Annotated in this window: 12 protein-coding genes and 1 pseudogene; 5 read left to right on the forward strand and 8 right to left on the reverse strand. The window is 61.4% G+C overall.

Annotation, left to right across the window (positions count from 1 at the left end; translation table 11 throughout):
• Positions 1-58 precede the first annotated feature (58 nt).
• The 5 genes from VKR55_RS21280 to VKR55_RS21300 all read right to left on the reverse strand — a co-directional run bounded on the left by VKR55_RS21280 (position 59) and on the right by VKR55_RS21300 (position 7,282).
• Complete coding sequence (locus VKR55_RS21280) at positions 59-2,176, reverse strand: S9 family peptidase (RefSeq protein WP_324406387.1); 2,118 nt, start codon at positions 2,174-2,176, stop codon at positions 59-61.
• Between the two features lie 330 nt (positions 2,177-2,506).
• Positions 2,507-3,694 (reverse strand): pyridoxal-phosphate-dependent aminotransferase family protein, encoded by a 1,188-nt coding sequence (locus tag VKR55_RS21285; RefSeq protein WP_324406388.1) that lies wholly within the window; start codon positions 3,692-3,694, stop codon positions 2,507-2,509.
• A gap of 183 nt (positions 3,695-3,877) precedes the next feature.
• Positions 3,878-4,642, reverse strand: a complete 765-nt coding sequence (locus VKR55_RS21290) for an LssY C-terminal domain-containing protein (protein ID WP_324406404.1) — start codon at positions 4,640-4,642, stop codon at positions 3,878-3,880.
• Positions 4,643-4,738: 96 nt separating this feature from the next.
• Positions 4,739-5,464 carry a thermonuclease family protein gene (locus tag VKR55_RS21295; protein WP_324406390.1) on the reverse strand — a complete coding sequence of 242 codons (726 nt, stop codon included), beginning with the start codon at positions 5,462-5,464 and terminating at the stop codon, positions 4,739-4,741.
• A gap of 90 nt (positions 5,465-5,554) precedes the next feature.
• On the reverse strand, positions 5,555-7,282 hold the full coding sequence (locus tag VKR55_RS21300; RefSeq protein WP_324406392.1) for a hypothetical protein: 1,728 nt from the start codon (positions 7,280-7,282) through the stop codon (positions 5,555-5,557).
• Positions 7,283-7,760: 478 nt separating this feature from the next.
• Here VKR55_RS21300 and VKR55_RS21305 point away from each other — a divergent pair, with 478 nt between their 5' ends.
• Positions 7,761-8,618 (forward strand): caspase family protein, encoded by an 858-nt coding sequence (locus VKR55_RS21305; protein ID WP_324406393.1) that lies wholly within the window; start codon positions 7,761-7,763, stop codon positions 8,616-8,618.
• Between the two features lie 275 nt (positions 8,619-8,893).
• Here the strand turns inward: VKR55_RS21305 and VKR55_RS21310 are convergent, their stop codons facing one another.
• A complete protein-coding gene (locus VKR55_RS21310) occupies positions 8,894-9,790 on the reverse strand; it encodes an efflux RND transporter periplasmic adaptor subunit (protein WP_324406394.1) in 897 nt (298 codons plus the stop codon).
• A 207-nt stretch (positions 9,791-9,997) separates the two neighbouring features.
• Here VKR55_RS21310 and VKR55_RS21315 point away from each other — a divergent pair, with 207 nt between their 5' ends.
• The 4 genes from VKR55_RS21315 to VKR55_RS21330 all read left to right on the forward strand — a co-directional run bounded on the left by VKR55_RS21315 (position 9,998) and on the right by VKR55_RS21330 (position 16,575).
• A complete protein-coding gene (locus VKR55_RS21315) occupies positions 9,998-12,745 on the forward strand; it encodes a class I SAM-dependent DNA methyltransferase (RefSeq protein WP_324406395.1) in 2,748 nt (915 codons plus the stop codon).
• Positions 12,746-12,928: 183 nt separating this feature from the next.
• Positions 12,929-13,216 carry a BrnT family toxin gene (locus tag VKR55_RS21320; RefSeq protein ID WP_324406396.1) on the forward strand — a complete coding sequence of 96 codons (288 nt, stop codon included), beginning with the start codon at positions 12,929-12,931 and terminating at the stop codon, positions 13,214-13,216.
• Positions 13,188-15,392 (forward strand): DEAD/DEAH box helicase, encoded by a 2,205-nt coding sequence (locus tag VKR55_RS21325; RefSeq protein WP_324406397.1) that lies wholly within the window; start codon positions 13,188-13,190, stop codon positions 15,390-15,392. Before VKR55_RS21320 ends, VKR55_RS21325 begins: the two co-directional genes overlap by 29 nt.
• Positions 15,385-16,575: a GIY-YIG nuclease family protein gene (locus VKR55_RS21330; protein ID WP_324406399.1), complete on the forward strand. Its 1,191-nt coding sequence runs from the start codon at positions 15,385-15,387 to the stop codon at positions 16,573-16,575. The genes VKR55_RS21325 and VKR55_RS21330 overlap by 8 nt, the downstream gene beginning before the upstream one ends.
• 780 nt (positions 16,576-17,355) lie before the next feature.
• Here the strand turns inward: VKR55_RS21330 and VKR55_RS21335 are convergent.
• Together VKR55_RS21335 and VKR55_RS21340 are read right to left on the reverse strand one after the other, a co-directional pair.
• A complete protein-coding gene (locus VKR55_RS21335) occupies positions 17,356-18,843 on the reverse strand; it encodes a murein L,D-transpeptidase family protein (protein ID WP_324406400.1) in 1,488 nt (495 codons plus the stop codon).
• 440 nt (positions 18,844-19,283) lie between these two features.
• Positions 19,284-19,568: pseudogene (locus tag VKR55_RS21340) on the reverse strand (acetyl-CoA carboxylase carboxyltransferase subunit alpha); the annotation flags it as partial.

Genomic DNA, 19,568 nt, shown 5'->3' on the forward strand with positions numbered 1-19,568 from the left:
CCGTGGGTGCACGCGCGCGCGGGGACGACGGCGGAGCGTGTTCGCCGTCAGGGCAAGCTCAGACCCCAACCTTCTCCGCCATCCCCACCGCCCACAGCGCAAACGCATAGACGATCGCGACTTCATCGAGTCGCTTGAAGCGGCCCGACGCGCCGCCGTGGCCGGCGCCCATATTGGTGCGCAGCAGCACCGGGCCGCCACCGGTCATGGTGGCGCGCAGCCGGGCGACCCATTTCGCCGGCTCCCAATAGGTCACGCGCGGATCGGTCAGCCCGCCCATGGCGAGGATCGCCGGATAGTGCTTCGCCGCGACATTGTCGTAGGGCGAATAGGACAGGATGGTGCGAAAATCTTTTTCGCTCTCCGTCGGGTTGCCCCATTCGGGCCATTCCGGCGGCGTCAGCGGCAGCGAATGGTCGAGCATGGTGTTGAGCACGTCGACGAACGGCACTTCGGCCACGATGCCGGCAAACAAGTCGCCGGCGCGGTTGGCGACCGCGCCCATCAGCATGCCGCCGGCGCTGCCGCCATGGCCGACGATGCGCGTGGCGCTCGTGTATCTGGCGTCGATCAGCGCGCGGGCGCTGGCGGAGAAGTCATCAAAGCTGTTGGTCTTCCTCTCGCGCTTGCCGTCGAGATACCAGCCCCAGCCCTTGTCGGTGCCGCCGCGGATATGCGCGATCGCATAGACGAAGCCACGGTCGACCAGCGACAGCCGATTGGCGTTGAACGACGCCGGCATCGCCATGCCGTAGGAGCCGTAGCCATAGAGCAAGAGCGGCGCCTTGCCGTCGCGGACGAACTCGCGCCGATGCAGCAGCGAGATCGGCACCTCGGCGCCGTCATGCGACCTCGCCATGATGCGCGTCGTGACGTAATCGGCGGGGTTGTGGCCGGAGGGAATCTCCTGCCGCTTGCGCAAGGTCCGCGTGCGGCTCGCCATGTCGTAGTCATAGACTTCCGACGGCGTCGTCATCGACGAATAGGAAAAGCGCAAATTCGTCGTGTCGAACTCGTAAGCGCCCATGGTGTCGAGCGAGTACGCCGCCTCGTCGAAGGCGATCGCATGCTCCTCACCCGACTTGAGATCGCGGATGATGATCGCGGGCAGCGCATTGGCGCGCTCCAGCCGCACCAGATGGCCCGCGTAGAGATCATGCTCGAGGATGAAGACGCCGGCGCGGTGCGGAATCAGGTCGCGCCAGTTCTTGCGCTCCGGGGAAGCGAGCGGCGCGGTAACGATCTTGAAGTCGATCGCGCCGTCGGCATTGGTGAGGATGAATAATTCATCGCCGCGGTCGGCGATCGAATATTGCACGCCTTGCTCGCGCGCGGCGACGAGGCGCGGCGGCGCCTCGGGATTTTTGAGATCGATCAGCCGCTGCTCTGAGGTTTCGTGGTCGCCGCCGGCGATCACGCAATATCGTCCGCTGGTGCTCTCATGCAGATGCGTGAACCAGCCGGAATCCTGCTCCTCATAGATCAGGACATCGTCCGCCTGCTTGGTGCCGAGGCGATGCCGCCACACCTGCATCGGGCGATGGTTGTCGTCGAGCTTGACATAGAAGAAGCTCCTGGCGTCCTTGCTCCACACCACGCCGCCATCGGTCTCCTCGACGATGTCGTCAAAATCCTTGCCCGTCTCCCAGTCGCGCACGCGCAACGAGAAATATTCCGAGCCCTTGGTGTCGGCGCTCCAGGCCTGCAGTTTGTGATCGGGCGAATGCCGGCTGCCGCCGAACCGGAAATAGTCGCCTTGCTCCGCGAGCTGATCGCCGTCGAGCACGATCGTCTCCTCGCCGCCGTTGCGTGGCAAGCGGCCGAACATTTCGTGTTGCCCGCCCTCGCGGAACTTGCGGAAATAGGCGAAAGCGCCATCGGGCGACGGCACGCTGGAATCATCTTCCTTGATGCGCCCGCGCATCTCCTTGACGAGATTCTTCTGCAACGCGCCGGTATGGCCGAGCAGGCTCTCGGTGTAGGCATTTTCCGCTTCGAGATAGCGGCGAATGTCAGCATCCAGGATCAAGGGGTCGCGCAGCACCTCCTGCCAGTTCGCATCCTTGAGCCAGGCATAGTCGTCGGTGATGGTGACGCCATGAATCGTGAAGGTGTGCGGCCGTCTCGGTGCAACGGGTGGCAAAAGGGCGGAAGCTTTGGCGGCGGCTTGCGTCACGCGGTCCTCGCGGGGTTTGAAGGCTGACGCGTTATATCGGGATGGATCGGCGGATTGCCAGATGCAGCGAATCGCCGAATTGCCGCTGTCATTGCGAGCGAAGCGAAGCAATCCAGACTGCATCCGCGGATACAGCAAATGTGGGTGGGCAAAGCCAACGGGTCCGCGCGAGCGCGCGGCCCGATGACAGGCTCCGCGTGCCCACCATTCCGAGCTCGGTAGTGAATGGTGGGCACGGCGCTATGGCGCCTTTGCCCACCCTACGAATTCACTTCGCCCCGAACATCGCGACGTCGGGCGCGGCGATCGCAGCATGGTGCCGCTCTCAAATTACGCGCTCACATTCTCGCCGAGATAGGAGACCGCCGCCTCCAGGCCGCCCTTGCCATGCGGCATCTGGAGCGCGTTGAGGCCGACCTCGACGACGCCGAGCGTGCCCAGAATCATCGGCGCGTTGACATGGCCCATATGGGCGATGCGGAATGCCTGGCCTTGCAGATCGCCGATGCCCATGCCGAGCACGACGCCGCATTTCTCCTTGCAATAGTGCTGTAGCTTGAGCGGGTCGTAATCGCCGGACACGGTCACCGTGGTGACGGTGTCGGAGCGCTCGCCGGCTTCAGCGATGTTGAAGCCGAGCACCTGGCCCTCGGCCCACACCGCGACCGCGCGCCGCACCGCTTCCGCGAGCAGGCGATGGCGCTGGAACACGTTCTCGAGGCCCTCCGCAAACAGCATGTCGACCGCCTGGCGCATCGCGAACAACAGATGCACCGGCGCGGTGCCGGCATAGCGGCGGTAATGCTCGGTGCCCTCGCGCTCGGTCCAGTCCCAATAGGGCGTGCGCATGTTCGCCTTCTTGTGCACGGCCTGGGCACGATCATTCGCGGCGACAAAGCCGAGGCCCGGCGGCGTCATCAATCCCTTCTGCGAGCCGGACATCGCAACATCGATGCCCCATTTGTCCATCTCGAAGGGCATGCAGCCGAGAGAGGCCACCGCATCGACCATGTAGAGCGCGGGATGGCCGGCGGCGCGGATCGCCTTGCCGATCGCCTCGATGTCGTTGACGACGCCGGAGGCCGTGTCGACCTGCGCGATGACAATGGCCTTGATCTCGTGATTCTTGTCCTTGCGCAGCCGCGCTTCGACCTCGTCGGGGCGCACCGCGCGCCGCCAGTCGCCCTTCAAGACCTCGACCTCGGCGCCCATCAACTCCGCCGCGTGGCCCCAGCCGATCGCGAAGCGTCCACTCTCCAGCACGAGCAGCTTGTCGCCGCGCGAGAGCACGTTGGAGATCACGCTTTCCCAGGCGCCATGGCCGTTGGAGATGTGGATGTAGCATCTGCCTTTGGTCGCGAACAATGTGCCGAGATCGCGGTGCAGGCCGTCCGACAGCGCGATCATCTCGCGAGAGTAGATGTCGAGCGCCGGGCGATGCATCGCCTGCAACACTTCGTCGGGCATCACGGTGGGTCCGGGGATCGCCAGAAATTCCCGGCCGGCGCGAACGGTCATTGCTGATTGTCCTTGTTCCTAGAGCATGATCCGGAAAAAGCCCGCCCCGCACTTGATGCGGGGTGGATACCGGTTTTCCGATAAGATCATGCTCAAATCAAGAATCAGGAGCGCGGTGGTGTCATCGCGCTCCGCGCGTCATGGATGCAGGTTATTCGCGCGAATATCAAGCTCGCACCGGGCCTATTTCGGCAACGAAGTCGCGATCACATGCCAGATCTGATCTTTCAGTGCGGTGGCGGGCGGACTTGGCAGCATCCTGACAGGACCGGTCTGCTTCACGCAGTCCTGAACCAGGCGCAGGATCCAGACTTCGCCGTCGGTGTAATAGAGATCGCCGCCGCCATTGCGCCCCGTGAGCGTCAGCCCGACGCCGGTGACCTGATATCTGGCGGTCGCCATGCCGGCAGCCTCGATGTCGGTTGCGAGCAATTCGCGGTCGGCATCGAGATTGGCGTCGATGTGATGGGTGATGGCGCCGGTGAAATGGCTGACGCCGACGCCCTTGTCGAAGGTCACTGCCCCGAGCCACACCGGCCGCTGCTCCTCGCCCTTGTCCATCACCTTCCAGAAGCGCACGTGATGACGGCGGTCGGCGCTTTTGCCTGCGGGCTTCTCGAACGCCAGATCCTCGCGCCGGCCGAGATAGAACAGGTTGCTGACAGGCGCGTCGGGATAGGCGCGGTCGAGCAGCACGCTGCCGGCGATCTCGATCGAGGAGCGGAACGTCACGGGATCGGCGGGGAGCCACTTTGCCGCGTTCATCGCGCACAAGACTTCCTTCTCGCTGCCGATCAGCCCGACATTGATGGGATCGCCGGGAATGCCCTGCGCGGTGCGCGTCACCATCGGCAGATTCGCAAGGCGTTTCTGGTGCTCATAATGCGTCCAGAACGCCGGCAGCACGATATAGGCGAGCGCCGTGTAAGCCAGCACGATCGCCAGCATCGTGAGCAGCACGCGCTCCAGCCGCGCATGATGATGGGCATCGGGATGCGGAGTGATGGGGTGGCCGCTCACGGCGCTGCGCGCTTATCCACGAGCCTACCGCCTTGTTTCGCGGCAGCCGGCGGCTTCGGCTTCTTCCACCGAGCAGAACCAGCGCGTGCCCTTGGAAATCTTCATCTTGATCTGCGCGTACCAGCGGCTGGTCGGCTTGTGATAGATGCATTCGCCGGCGGAGTTGACGTTGCCCTTGATGGTGCAGTCGGGCGAAGGCGCGACCGGTCCGGAGGCCGACGCGAGCAGGATCGCATGCGCGTTCGGCGGCGGCTTGGTCGCGCCGAGGATTTGCGTCTTCTTGTTGCGGATGCGCCAGTCCCAGGGCGCGATGAAGGCGCCCTGCCACATGCCTGCCTTGGCGTCGCGCGCGACCTTCTGGTCGGCGTCGTAGTCATGCGAGACGCGGGCGACCGCCAGCGCCCAGCCGCTCGACACCATCCATTTCTGGATGTCCTCGCCGTCGACCTCGCAGCGCGCCACGGTGCGGCCATGTCGATCGGTCGAGCGGGCGTGGCAGGTCCAGCTTCGGTTGCCGGCCTGCTTGATCAGCGCGTCGCGCGACGCAACGCCGCAGGTCCAGCGCTCGCCCTTGGTGTTGAGGCAAAGCTGGTCGGTCGAGGGCGCGTCGATGCCGCCCAGGCGGATACGGCTGTTGCCGATCTGGACGATGTCGCCCTGGCGGATCTTCGGCACGCCGGTGATGTCGGCGGCGCGGGCCAGCGCGGGCAGCGCGAGCAGCAGGACAGCAGCGGTGAAAGTGCGGATCATTGCAAAGGCCTAACCGGAATCAAACGATCAATGTTCCGATTGTGGGCGGAAATTGCGACGCAGGCCAGCGGCGAAATCCGCATTGAATCCTCAACTTTGCGCTATCGCCCGCCGCGCCAGCGCAAGCCCCATCAGCACGAAGGCGGAGGTGACTTCGCTGCCGCCGACCAGGATCCGCGTCGGCGTCTTCATCTTGTTCCATTCATAGGCGCGGTAGGGGCCGCGGCGGCCGCCTTCGCCAAGCGAGCTCATGATACAATGCAGTGCGGGGACGAAGGCCGTAGCATCGGCGCCGAGATGGCCGAGCGCGATCAGCGCCAGCGCCGCGTCGAACGCGTTCATCTCGCAAGCGATCAACTCGCCCTCGACATAGCCGAGCACGCGCGCGCGGATGAGTTCGAACGCGCCCGATGGATCGATCGCCTTCCGCGCGGGCTCCGGCAGCGCCATGAACGCCGCATAGCAGCGGCCGAAATAGGCGCAGTACAATTCCGGCAGATAATAGATATGCGAGCGCGGATTGGCGAACGCGCCGCTCTCTGCGAGCTTCCGCTGGAAGCCGATGATGCGCTGGAGCGTTTCCAGCCGCGACGGCGTCTCCAGAATTGTCCAGCGCTTGAGATTGCGGAAGCTCACCTCCAGAATATCGAGATTGAGCGTCGGGTCGAGATCGTTGCCATAGGGGCGCTGGCCCGCGAGGTTGTCGATCCAGGTCGCAACGCCGCCCTCGAAATCGATGTTGTCGTTGAGCGGCACGGTGACCTTGGGCTCGTTGGCGCCCTCGCGCACCTGGTAGCCGGCATAGAAATCGACGAGCGGCTGATCGAGAATCGGATCGGAGGAGCCGGCCTGCGTTGCGGCCGAGAACGAGCAGGCCGTGGTGTCGCAATCCGGCACATAGATGCCAAAGCCCAGGTCCTGCTTGATCTGCTGAAAGAAGCGCGAGAAGCGCGGATGCGGCGGCGGCGCCAGCGCCGTGATCACGGCGACGCGCGCGCCGTCATGCGCGCGCACCTCCTCCCGGCTGATGCCAATGCAGAAGTCGACCATCTCGGCGATCGCCTTGCGCGCTTGCGCGGTCTCCGCTGGGCTCGCGAGGCCGGTCTCGAGAAAACTGAGCAGCGCCTCGGTGAAGAATGCGTCGTAATAGGCCGAGCGGTGGCGGATCTGCATCGGCTGCCACATCGGTTCGGCAATGCCGCGCCAGGGCGGATTGATGAGGTCTTTCGCGTTCGAGCGGGCGATGAAGACGCGCGCGAGGTTGAACAGAAGCGTCGAGTTCTTGTAGCCGCGCGCGTTGAGCCCGGTCAGCGCCATCTGGAATTCGCGGCCGCGCACATCCGGGTCGCCGATCAGGTTGAAGGCGGCATAGGTCGGGATGAAGCCGTGCTTACGGAACGAGCGGAGCAGATGCGCGGCGCAGGTGTGGATCACCTGCTCGATCTCGGCGCGGTTTGGCCCCGCGCCGTTCGGCGGCGCCGGCGAAGGTCTGGGGTGCGACAGTTCGATCGTGTCGAGCAGTTCCGCGATCGGCGCGCCGATCGCCTCCCAATCCGGCTCGGCGTCGTCGCGGGCGCGGATCAGCGCCTCGCGCAACCCCGCCAGCCGGGACGGCTCGGACAGTTCCGGCAGGCCGGCGCGGCGGAGCAGCGCCCGCAGCGCCGGGTTGCTGATCGCCGCCTTGTAGAATTTTGCGAGATGGTCGTCGCCGCCGTGCCCGTTCAGGAGCACGGGGTCGCAGACGTCATACAGCGAGGGGCCGCGCTTGTCCGCCGTCAGCGCGCGGTAGGCGGCACCGGCGAAATGGTGAAAATTCATGAAAACTCGTCTCGCGCGATACCGTCGCCGACTTCTAAAGCGGTTAGGTCGAATTGGTTCGATGTTGAGGTCGGACCTCCGACGCCGTTCCAGTCAGACCTGATCTCACCCCCTCTATTTCGTCCGCGCCCGCCCCAACCATGAAAAGTGCTCGGAAGCTGGCATGACGGGGTGTCAAACACAAATGTGACCAAGCTCACAGCCAGGGGCGGCAATTTGACGCCAGGATGGCGGAGATGGTGGCCGTCACGGGGGTTCCCATCTCTGGGACTGTAAAATTAATCAATCTTTTCAATGGTCTGGGAGGTTAGTCGCGATCCATGTTGCGCCACGGGGTGTGGCAGGTTAAGGGTTTGTTTGTTGCGACGCCGCAAATTGCGCGCAATTCGGCGACACACGCAGCCTCAACTCCTCAAACCTCGAACACCTCGAAGCGACTAACCACCGCGTCTTGGGCCACGGGCAGGAAACGATTGTGATGAAAGTACCGCACCTTCACATCTCCCGGCGCACGTTCGCGATTGCCGCGGCCCTGATGGCCACGGTGTCGCTCGCGATCGGCGCGCATGCGGCGTTGAACCTGCGGGCGCTGGATGCCGCGAAGGCGGTCGCGACCGATCTTGGCACCGAGTCCGTCCACAAGGTGTCGCGCGTCGCGCTCATCATCGGCAACGGCCATTATCCCGACGCCGACGCGCCGCTGACCCAGTCGATCGACGATGCGCGCTCGCTGTCCGCGGCGCTGCGCCATGACGGTTTCGATGTCGACGTCGTCGAGGACGCGAGCAAGGACGACATGACGCGCGCGCTGCGCCGCCTGCGCAACAAGATCCGTTCCGACTCTGTCGTGCTCTTGTTCTTCGGCGGCTACGGCATCCAGGTCGGCCGCGAGAGCTACATGATCCCGGTCGACGCCACGATCTGGAAGGAGCGGGATGTCAAGCGCGAGGGCGTCAGCGTCGAATCCGTGCTCGACGTGATGAAGTCGCAGGGGGCGCGCGCCAAGCTTGTGGTGCTGGACGCCTCCCGCCGCAACCCCTATGAGCGCCGCTTCCGCGAATATTCGCATGGGCTTGCGCCGATCGCCGCGCCCGACAATGCGCTGATCCTTTCCTCCGCCACGCCGGGCAAGGTCGTCGAGGACGGCAAGGGCGAGCACAGCGTGCTGGTCGGCGAATTGCTCAGTCACCTCAACAAGGGCGAGAGCGCCGAAGCCATCTTCAACAAGACCCGCGCCGCCATTACCAAAACCTCCGACGGCGCGCAGGTCCCCTCCGTGTCGTCCTCCCTGCTCGAAGACATCCGCTTCGCCGCGGCGGATGCGAGCGGGGGTTAACGGACCCGTCATCCCAATGACGATTTCAATTGGCTGTCTTTAAACAATTCACGCAGGCGCCAGCCGCGAACTCCGCGTCACCTCTCCCCTTGTGGGAGAGGTCGCATCGCATCGTAGATGCGATGCGGGTGAGGGGTCTGTCTCCGCCAACTCCACGCCCGCGGGGGGCAACCCCTCATCCGGCGCGGATTGTCGAATTGGCGATCTCCATCGCCTCTCCCGCGCCTGTCCGCCGAAGCCTTGGCGAAGGCGGATGCGGGGGAGGGAGAAGGAAGTCACTTCGTATTCGCCGCCGTCGCCGTCACCGGGCGCACCGGATCGCCTTCGCGGAGCAGCGCGCCGGCGCGGGCGACGACGTCGTCGCCTTCGCTGATGCCGTCGCGAATCTCGATCTGCCCGCCCGACATCAGCCCGATCTCGACCCGCCGCGTCTCGACGCGGTCGCGCTTGACCACCTGCACCACGGTGCCGGCCGAGCCATATTGCACGGCGGTCAGGGGGACAGCGATGTTGCAGCTCTGCCCGGTCTTGATCAGCGCGCGGCCCGAGGCATTGACCAGCAGCCGCTTGTCGGTCTGGTTCAGCGCGATGAAGACCTGGCCGAGCTGGCTGTCGGCCTGCACGGTCGGCGCGATGCGGTGGACGCGGCCGGTGACGTCGCCGGTGCCGATCACGTGCACGGCGGCGGGCTGGTTGACCGCGAGCTTGGCGAGGTCGGTGACCGGAACCAGGCCCACCACGTCATATTCGCCGCGCGCAATGATGGAGAACAGCGCCTCGCCCTTGGCGCCTGCCATGGCGCCGATGACGGCGGTGGAGGTCAGGACCACGCCCGCGACCGGCGCGGTGACGTTGACGAAGCCGCCGTCGGGCAGGTTCAGCCGCGCCAGCGTCTGCCCGGCGCCGACGGCATCGCCGGGCTCGGTCATCACCTCGGCGACCTTGAGCCCCGGCCGCTCGGGCCGGACGGAGACCTCGTCGCGGGCCATGACGATACCCGACACCTCGACAATATTGGCAAAGCACGCCTTCGTCGCCTTGATCACCGTGACCGTCTCGCCCTTGGGAGTTTCCTCGTCCGCCGCGCGGGCGGGGAGGGTGAGGGAGAGGGCCGCTACGGCGACGGCGGCCGCGAGCTTGGGCAAATAGTCGAACGGGTTGAAATGGTTCATCGAAAATCCGCGGGATCGTGGGCCCATGAATAACAGATGGGGGGGATTTGGGCCAGCGCGCCGGCTGTGATTAAAGCGCTTGAAAGAGTGGGAAACGCGGACCAAACAGCCGTGGGCAGACTTAAGAGACCTTCGGTTTCGACGAGCCATTTGGTATTGCAACCTGGGAGAAGCCATTCCGCTGAGGCGGGAGAGGTCTAGGTCAATATGAACGCTGTTGAAATCGAAGAGGCCATATCCGCTCTAGCCGAACAGCCGTTCGACAAAGACCACTTCCCCTTCGCCTTCCTTCAAGCCTTCGGAAACAAGGAAACGACCCTTAAGCGTCTCCGCAAAGGAGAAACGAACAAGTCAGATCTGGGCGGCGTTCTTCAGACTAGCAACATTCATATCGCAGTCGCCCCGGTCGGTGAGGTGACGAAGACCCTTGCAGCCTTAAAGGCCAGTCCAGCGACGACCAGGGCCAAGGTAAAATTCGTTCTCGCGACTGACGGAGATACACTCGAAGCTGAAGAGTTGACGAGTGGAGAAACGATCGCCTGCGCTTACACCGATTTCCCTGACCACTTCGGGTTCTTTCTGCCGCTCGCTGGCATCACGACCGTCAAGCAAGTCCGCGAAAGCTCGTTCGATATCCGAGCAACCAGCCGTTTGAACCGACTTTATGTCGAACTCTTAAGGATCAACCCGGATTGGGGAACCGCCGAGCGCCGCCACGACATGAACCACTTCATGGCACGGCTGATCTTCTGTTTCTTCGCCGAGAGCACTGACATTTTCAATGGCGACGACTTGTTCACATCAACGGTCGCGCAGATGAGCGATGGTACGAACACGCACGACGTGATAGGCGCCGTGTTCCGCGCCATGAACACGGCGATCGCGGATCGACCAGTCGCGAAATTGCCGCGTTGGGCCGATGCCTTTCCGTACGTGAACGGCGGCCTATTCTCGGGCGGCCTCGACGTACCGAGCTTCAGCCGGATCGCGCGCTCTTATCTGCTGCATATCGGCAGCCTTGATTGGAAAAAGATTAACCCGGACATCTTCGGCTCGATGATCCAGGCGGTGGCGGAGGACGAGGAGCGCGGCGCGCTGGGGATGCACTACACGAGCGTGCCGAACATCCTCAAGGTCCTCAATCCGCTATTCCTTGACGACCTGCGCGAACGTCTCGTCGAAGCGGGGGACAATTCCCGCAAGCTCCTGAACCTCCGAAACCGAATGTCGCGACTCAGGGTCTTCGACCCCGCCTGTGGTTCGGGCAACTTCCTTGTCATTGCCTACAAGGAAATGCGTGAGATCGAGGCTGAGATCAACCGGCGGCGCGGCGAGCCGGAGCGCCGGAGTGAAATTCCGCTAACCAACTTTCGTGGCATCGAGCTCCGTGACTTTCCGGCCGAGATCGCGCGGCTGGCGTTGATCATAGCGGAGTTTCAGTGCGACGTGGTCTATCGTGGGCAGAAAGAGGCGCTGCGAGACTTCCTGCCGCTCGATGCCGAAAACTGGATCACCTGCGGCAATGCAATGAGATTGGATTGGCTCAGCGTCTGCCCTCCAACCGGCCCCCGGGTGAAGCATCATGCCGATGACCTGTTTCACACACCGCTCGATCAGGCGCAGATCGATTTTGAGAACGAAGGCGGTGAGACCTACATTTGCGGGAACCCGCCTTACGTTGGAGACAAATTTCAAACCAAAGAGCAGAAGGAAGAGCTTCGATCGCTCAAGATGGGGCGGCAGGATGTCCGCGCAATCGACTACATTGTTGGCTGGTTCTGGAAGGCTTCCGACTACATAAAGCGTGGTGGAAGGTTTGCTTTCGTCTCCACCAATTCAATCTGTCAAGGCGTTCAAGTTCCGCTCGTTTGGCCTAGAATTCTGAACAACGGTCAAGCCATCTTCTTCGCCCACGAAAACTTCCTGTGGGGGAATAACGCCGCGAGGAATGCACAGGTGACTTGTGTGATTGTCGGCGTAGCAAATCTCCAAGAGCGAAGGAAATTTATATTCGCCGACTCCACGCGGAAGGAAGTAGGAAACATCAATCCCTATCTAGCAGCGGGCGCGAATGTGATAGTGGAAAGGGCGTCCGATCCGCTTGCGAACATCGCAACAATGTTTGGCGGGAATATTCCCAGAGATCGCGGAAACCTGCTCCTGACGGCTGATGAGAAGAACGAGTTATTGAAGTCGTTCCCGCAAGCTCGATCACTGATTCAACCCATACTAGGGTCCAACGAATTCATTAACGGATTGCGTCGGTACTGTCTTTGGATTTCAGACAGCCAAGCAGAATTGGCTTACTCTATACCCCCGATCGCAGAAAGGCTCGCGCATGTTCGGGAATATCGTCTGCATGGAAGCGACCGAGGACGCGCCGGACTTGATACGCCATATAAATTCGAACGTACTATCATCGGCCACGAGCAAACGATCATCGTTCCCAGCGTATCGTCTGAACGCCGGGAGTACCTTCCTTGCGGACTGTTGGATCCAGATGTCAGAGTATCCAATCTTGCGCTTGCGATTTACGACGCCCCCCTTTGGAACCTCGCTCTCATCGCCTCCCGCCTTCACCTAGTCTGGATCGCAGCGGTCTGCGGGAAGCTCGAAACGCGATACCGGTATTCTAACACGCTCGGCTGGAATACATTTCCCGTGCCTACGCTCACCAAAAAAAACAAAGACGATTTGACTCGCTGCGCCGAAGACATCCTCTTGGCGCGCGAGGCGCATTTTCCAGCGACGATCGCCGATCTTTACGATCCCGAGAAGATGCCGGACAATCTTCGCGAGACGCACGAGCGCAATGACGAGGTGCTGGAACGCATCTACATCGGTCGCCGGTTCCGCAACGACACCGAGCGGCTCGAAAGATTGTTCGAGCAGTACACTAGAATGACAGCGGGGGAGGCCAAGGTTAAGAAGCGGAAGGAGGGGGCAAGCGCATGAACCGAGAGGGCGAGTCAGTCCGCTCCGCCGTGGTCACTGCTTTTCTTGCTCGGCTCAATGATAATCACGTGCTCGGAATGAGGCCGACAAAGAAGGTCGCTTACGACGGGCGCAGTGAGCTGTATACTAGCTTGCGTTTCTTGAAACCGAAACTTCCGTGAAACGATCCCACTAGGTGGAGCAATGACCGCATTTGAGTGGGACGAAGCTAAGAATGTACTGAATTTGGCGAAGCATCGCATCAGCTTTGAAGAGGCGGCTAAGATCTTCGAGGGGCCAGTGCTGACGTATGAGGATCAAGATTCGGACCAAGAGGTACGAGAGCGCAGCTACGGTCTCTTGAACGGGATTGTCGTAGTTTGCGTAGTCCATACGCTACGCGGCGAAAAAACACGGATCATCAGCGCTCGAAAGGCGACCAAGCAAGAACGGAACCTGTTCCATGCCTATCTCAAAAAAGCGTGCAGCTGAAATAGGAGCGATCCGTGACGACGACATCGACACTACAGATGTCGCCGAAGCGGGCGAGGATTTTTTTAAGAACGCTAGAGTGGTTCTCCCCGAGGGCTTCAAAGCGGCTGATCTGAAGCGCTTCGTTGGATGGTCGACCGTGCCGGCGGTCTCCGTCACGTATGCGCGCAATGGTCGCTCGACCAAGGCCAATGAACTCGGCATGCGGCCGATGCAGGAGCGCGCTTATGCGAAGCGTGGTGAGCAATATCTGCTGATCAAATCTCCCCCGGCCTCGGGGAAGAGCCGAGCCCTGATGTTTATAGCGCTCGACAAGCTCCACCATCAGGGGGTCAGGCAGGCAATTATCGTTGTGCCCGAAAAGGCAATTGGCGCGAGTTTCAATGATGAGCCGCTAACAGAATTCGGCTTTTGGGCGGACTGGACGGTGCGGCCAAAGTGGAATCTCTGCAACGCTCCTGGCCCCGACAATGGAGGAAAGGTCAAAGCGGTCGAAGCATTTCTTGAAAGCGATGACAAGGTGCTGGTCTGCACACACGCAACCTTCCGATTCGCTGTCGACCAATTCGGAGTGGAGACCTTCGATGGAAGGTTAATCGCAGTTGACGAGTTTCACCACGTTTCGGCGAATCCCGACAATAAGCTCGGCCTACATCTTGGCCAATTCATCGCGCGCGATCGAGTACACATTGTCGCTATGACCGGCTCTTATTTTCGGGGAGACGCCGAGGCGGTCCTGGCTCCGCATGATGAGGCCAAATTCGACACCGTCACCTACACTTACTACGAACAACTGAACGGCTACGAATATTTGAAGCAACTCGACATTGGCTATTTCTTCTACTCCGGCTCTTATGCCGATGACATTCTGAAGGTGCTTGACCCGGCCGAAAAGACGATTGTTCACATACCGAGTGTCAATTCGCGAGAGAGCACTAAGGATAAGATTAGGGAAGTCGAGCACATCATTGAGGAATTGGGCGAGTGGCTGGGTGTAGACCCTGTGACCGGATTCCAGCTGGTCAAGATGGCTAACGGTGATGTGCTTAGGATTGCCGATCTGGTCGATGACGACCCAGCTAAGCGCGACCGTGTCTCTGCGGCGCTGAAGGAGCCAGCCCAGAAGAGTAATCGCGATCACGTGGACATCATAATAGCGCTAGGCATGGCCAAAGAGGGCTTCGACTGGGTTTGGTGCGAACACGCCCTGACGGTCGGTTATCGATCGAGTCTTACGGAGATCGTGCAAATCATCGGCCGCGCGACCCGCGACGCGCCGGGGAAAACTCGCGCGCGGTTCACCAATCTGATTGCCGAGCCGGACGCCTCTGAGGAGGCTGTTACGGAGGCGGTGAACGATACACTAAAGGCAATTGCGGCGAGCCTTCTGATGGAGCAGGTGCTTGCGCCACGATTCAACTTCACGCCTAAGAATCCGAACAGCGGCCCGATTGAAGGGTTCGACTACGGCGAAGCGGGCTATCGTGCCGACAAGTGCAACGTAGGATTTAACAAAGAGAGGGGTCAGTTCCAAATCGAGATCAAAGGTTTGGTAGAACCCAAGAGCAAGGAAGCGGCACGCATTTGCCAAGAGGATTTGAACGAGGTGATCGCTGCCTTCGTTCAAGATAAGCCCGCTATCGAACGGGGTATCTTTGATGAGGAACTGGTCCCCGAGGAGCTGACCCAGGTTCGTATGGGCAAGATCATCAAAGACAAATATCCGGAACTCGACGCTGAGGATCAGGAGGCGGTGCGTCAACACGCCGTCGCAGCTCTCAACTTGACGCAAAAGGCCAAGCAATTCGCAGTGGAGGAAAGTGAGACCGAGTACAGGGCCAATACGGCCCTGATAGATGGCGTACGCAGATTTGCTATGGATGTACGCGAACTGGACATTGACCTCATCGACCGGATCAATCCGTTCGGCGAGGCCTATTCCATTCTCGCCAAGACGATGAGCGAAGATAGCTTCAAGCAGGTTGCAGCTGCGATTGCCGCAAAGAAGACTGCCATAACGCCTGAGGATGCAAAAGTAATTGCAAGGCGTGCGGTCCAGTTCAAACAGGAGCGTGGACGGCTACCATCTATAACGTCCCCTGATCCCTGGGAAAAGCACTTGGCCGAAGGGGCTGCCGCTTTTGTCCGCTTTAAGGATGAAGGACGATATGAGTGATTTCGATCTCGAAGCCCTCCGTGCCGAGCTCGATGAGTTTGCTCAAACGGAGAAAAAAAGTGAGAGCTCGCCGCGCGAGGAACGCATAATTGCTGGGTTTGAGGAAATCCAGCGGTTCGTCGAGGAACACGGACGACCACCCCAACACGAGGAAGATCGCGATATCTTCGAGCGGCTCTATGCGGTGCGTCTTAATCGTCTGTGCGCGCTCGAGGAGTGCCGAGCGTTGCTCAAGCCGCTGGACCGTCAAGGGCTCTTGGGTGAAGGCAAAACCAGTGTGCCGGCGGTGGATGCAGAAGGGATGAATGAGGAAGAGTTGCTCGCCGAATTGGCTGGCGCAGCCGGGTCATCAGATATAACGGAGCTTCGTCACGTCCGCGCAAGCGCAGATAAACGCGCCGCGGAAGAGATCGCAAATCGGGATAAGTGTGAGGAGTTCGATCGTTTCAAACCACTTTTTGATAGGGTTCAGAACGATATCGATGCTGGTATTCGCCAGACACGCCCATTTGAGCACAAAGCCGAAATTCGTCCGGGCAGCTGGTTCGTCGTCGGCGGTCAAAAGGCCTATGTCGCGGAAATGGACGAAATATTCATAAATGCGCAGGGAAAAACTGACGCGCGACTTCGTGTGATCTTCGACAACGGCACCGAAAGCAACTTGCTCATGCGGTCGTTGCAAAGAGCGCTTAACAAAGATGAAGCTGGTCGCCGCATCACCGATCCCGTTGCCGGCCCGCTCTTTGCTCGTGAAAGCGCCGACGGTGATTGGGCAAGTGGCACGATCTACGTTCTTCGTAGCAAGTCCAACGATCCGGTTGTCGCAGCAAATCGGGACGTGTTGCACAAGATCGGTGTGACAGGCGGGGACGTACAGCAGCGCATAAATGCCGCGAAACTGGATCCTACGTTCTTGATGGCCGATGTGGAGATCGTGGCAACTTACGATCTGTATAACGTCAACCGCACCAAGCTCGAAAATCTCATTCATCGCGTTTTTGATCCGGCGAGGCTCAATATCGAGATCAAGGATCGCTTTGGAAATCCGGTGGTCCCGCGAGAATGGTTCTTGGTGCCACGCTTCGTTGTCGATGAGGCGGTTGATCGCATCAGGGACGGAACAATCACCGATTACATATACGATCCCAATAAGGCGGCATTGGTGCGCTTGGAGAAAGCGTAAGAATCGGTTTGTTTCTGGCTGCCGGTGCCCTGCGCCCAAAACTTAATTTCCCCAGCAATCTCAGTCTGTTTCTACCTGTCCAGCCTTTTCGCAAAAAATATTTCGCTTTATCAGAAACGCAAATCATGCGCATCTTGCGTCCATCCTGATTCCATTCGGAGGGGCGACCGCGCACCGCCACGGACGTGGGTTTTGGGATGCGATGGACGCGGACGGCGCCGCCTGGCGGGCGGCACTGGCGCGGACGAGCGAAATCGTGTGGGCCTGGCCCCCCGACGCTGGGGTCAAGCCCCGGGTCATCAGCCCGGGGCGACGGTGGCTTAAAAGCCCGGTACACCGGGGCGAGCACGTATAAGCCGTAAACCATCGCGCAGGGAATGCCGGTTGTTCTGGCTGCCCTGTTGTTGCTTGCGTGCGTAAGTGCACTTTCTTTTGCACGCAAGGCTCGCGGGTGCGGCCTGCATCCGGCATTCCCTGCGCCCTCTGAATTCTCAGGAGGGGCAACGACGAGGCATCACTCGGGCGATTTGTGCCGCGGGAATGCGGACGTGTGTCCTCCGTCATTGCGAGGAGCGAAGCGACGAAGCAATCCATACTGTATCCGCGGCGGCGGTATGGATTGCTTCGCTTCGCTCGCAATGACGACGTAGCGGTGGATGTTTGAAAATCGAATCGGAATGCAGCGTGAGACGCGCTTGTGGCGAAAGCGCAAACCCGGCACTTCGAGATCCCGGGTTCGCGCGTTGCCCGCCCCGGGATGACGCTTCGCTTGGCGAAGCGTCACTTCAGCGCGGAGAAGCGGCTGTCGAAGGAATTGGACTGCACGATCGGCTGCGCGCCGGCCATGACGTTCTCCTTTGGAGCGCTGGAGTCCGTGGCGGGCGCATCGCTCACCGAGGGTTTTAGCGGCGGATGCGGCGCGGGCCTGGCTTCAGGTTTGGCCTGGGCCTCTCTGGTCTCGACCGGCTTGAACGCCTTCGGCCGTGGCTTGGCTGCGACCTTGGGCTTCGCCGCCGGCGCGGGCGGCGGCGTGGAGGCGGTGGTGTCGGCGGTGGCGCTGGCAAAGCCCATCTTGTGGGCGAGGCTCGAGAAGAAGCCTCCGGATTGCTCGCTCTGCGCGGGCGCCGCGGACGCAACGCGTGTGCTCGGCGCGGCGGGTGCGGCTTGAGCGGGGCCGGCCGCCATCACAGGCGCATCCTGCTGCTGCCACGGCGCGTGCGGTGGGTTGACGTCGCCGGGGATGGTGCCGGGCATGCGCGACATCGTCATCAGCGACAGGCCCTGGCCGTCGCCGCCGTCGGAGAGACCGGTCGAAGCGCCGGGCACATGCGCGGCAAAGATCTCGTTCATGCCGCCGTCGATGCCGGTGTTGAGCTTCGCCACGGCAACGCCCTTGGCGACGAGCTTGTTGAACGCGGCGTTGTCGGCTTCCTGCTTCTCCTTGACGGCCTGCTCGAGATCGGCGTCGATTGTGTAAGGCGGGCACTTGGCCGACGCATTGAACACGGGATCACGCGTGGCGTTCGGCGCGCGCTGCGCATCGAACACGTAGTGCTTCTCGCAGAAGTCGACCTTCGGCTCCTGGTGCGACACTTCGAAATGATCATTGCCTTCCTTGATCATCTTCCAGAAGGCCATGTTCGGGTTGTTGCGATGCCTCGCCAGATTCGCCGGCGTCATGTGAAAAGGATAGGCCTGGAACTGGAACGCCTTCTGCCCGCCGAAGAAGGACTCGCGGCCGAGTGCATAAATCTCCGCGATCTGCTCGTCGGTCATCGCGTAACACCCGCGCGAGGAGCAGTCGCCGTGCACCATCAGCTCCGAGCCGGTGTGGCCGAGCGCGCGGTCATAGGCGTTGGGGTAGCCGGTGTTGAAGGAGAGATAATAGGCCGACTGCGGATTCATCTGCGCCGGCGAGATCGAGTAGAAACCCTCCGGCGCCTGGCGGTCGCCTTCGCGCACCTTCGGCCCGAGGTCGCCGGACCATCGGCAGATCGGATAGGTCTTGAGCAGCTCGAATTTGCCGGAGCGATTCTGCTTCCAGACCTCGAGCTCGGCTTCCTCCTTGAACAGGCGGACCAGGATCGGCGACTGCACATCCATGTCCTTGTCGGCGATGGTCTGCAGCAGTTTTGGCGGGATCGGCTGATTGGCCTTGGCGTTGGCGGCGAGCGAAATCTCGTCGGTGTTGCAGCCGGCCATCAACACACCGGCGGCGGCAAGCGCAACCGAGGTGATAAGCGCGCGGACCAGCGTGCGTTTATTCAAGCGAGAAGCTCCACACCCTCCGGGTTAGTCCGCCACCCCCATAAGTCGACAGCGAACGCCCTGAAGCCATTAGCTAAAGTTGTATCCCTTAACCCTATTGGCGGCAACCGGACGGGGGCACCGCGGCACAGCGCAAGGGCAGCATGGTCAACAGAGGTTAAATCTTCGCTCAGGGCCGAATTGCGGCGGAACTGGGGCCGTTGTTCACTTTGGGTTGCAGATGTTGTGGCCTTTGGGGGCGCCGGGCAGCGTCGGACGTCCACCTCTCCCCTTGTGGGAGAGGTCGGAATTCAAGCGCAGCTTGAATTCTGGGTGAGGGGTCTGCCTCCACAGCGGCGCTCGCGGATAGAACCCCTCATCCGGCGCGGAGCCTGTCATCGGGCCGCGCTTCGCGCGGACCCGTTGGCGCCACCTTCTCCCACAAGGGGAGAAGGGACGACTCACCCGAGCTTGCGGCCGATCTCGAGAAACTTCTGCCGCCGCTGCTTGCGGATGGCGTCCGCATCGAGGCCCTTCAGCTCGTCAAAAGCCTGCGCGATGGCATCGCCCGTGGCCTTGATCATGGCTGTGGGGTCGCGGTGGGCGCCGCCGGCGGGTTCCTTGAGGATCGAGTCGATCACGCCGAATCGCAGCATGTCCTGCGCGGTGATCTTCATGCTGTTGGCGGCTTCCTGGGCCTTGGTGCCGTCGCGCCAGAGGATCGAGGACGCCGCCTCCGGCGAGAT

The sequence above is a fragment of the Bradyrhizobium sp. genome, from assembly GCF_035309285.1.
Taxonomy (GTDB): domain Bacteria; phylum Pseudomonadota; class Alphaproteobacteria; order Rhizobiales; family Xanthobacteraceae; genus Bradyrhizobium.

What these genes read in the sequence shown, in the direction of transcription:
- VKR55_RS21285 (WP_324406388.1), bottom strand. Translation starts at nt 3,694, where the DNA reads ATGACCGTTCGCGCCGGCCGGGAATTTCTGGCGATCCCCGGACCCACC.
- VKR55_RS21290 (WP_324406404.1), bottom strand. Translation starts at nt 4,642, where the DNA reads ATGCTGGCGATCGTGCTGGCTTACACGGCGCTCGCCTATATCGTGCTG.
- VKR55_RS21295 (WP_324406390.1), bottom strand. Translation starts at nt 5,464, where the DNA reads ATGATCCGCACTTTCACCGCTGCTGTCCTGCTGCTCGCGCTGCCCGCG.
- VKR55_RS21300 (WP_324406392.1), bottom strand. Translation starts at nt 7,282, where the DNA reads ATGAATTTTCACCATTTCGCCGGTGCCGCCTACCGCGCGCTGACGGCG.
- VKR55_RS21305 (WP_324406393.1), top strand. Translation starts at nt 7,761, where the DNA reads ATGAAAGTACCGCACCTTCACATCTCCCGGCGCACGTTCGCGATTGCC.
- VKR55_RS21310 (WP_324406394.1), bottom strand. Translation starts at nt 9,790, where the DNA reads ATGAACCATTTCAACCCGTTCGACTATTTGCCCAAGCTCGCGGCCGCC.
- VKR55_RS21315 (WP_324406395.1), top strand. Translation starts at nt 9,998, where the DNA reads ATGAACGCTGTTGAAATCGAAGAGGCCATATCCGCTCTAGCCGAACAG.
- VKR55_RS21320 (WP_324406396.1), top strand. Translation starts at nt 12,929, where the DNA reads ATGACCGCATTTGAGTGGGACGAAGCTAAGAATGTACTGAATTTGGCG.
- VKR55_RS21325 (WP_324406397.1), top strand. Translation starts at nt 13,188, where the DNA reads ATGCCTATCTCAAAAAAGCGTGCAGCTGAAATAGGAGCGATCCGTGAC.
- VKR55_RS21330 (WP_324406399.1), top strand. Translation starts at nt 15,385, where the DNA reads ATGAGTGATTTCGATCTCGAAGCCCTCCGTGCCGAGCTCGATGAGTTT.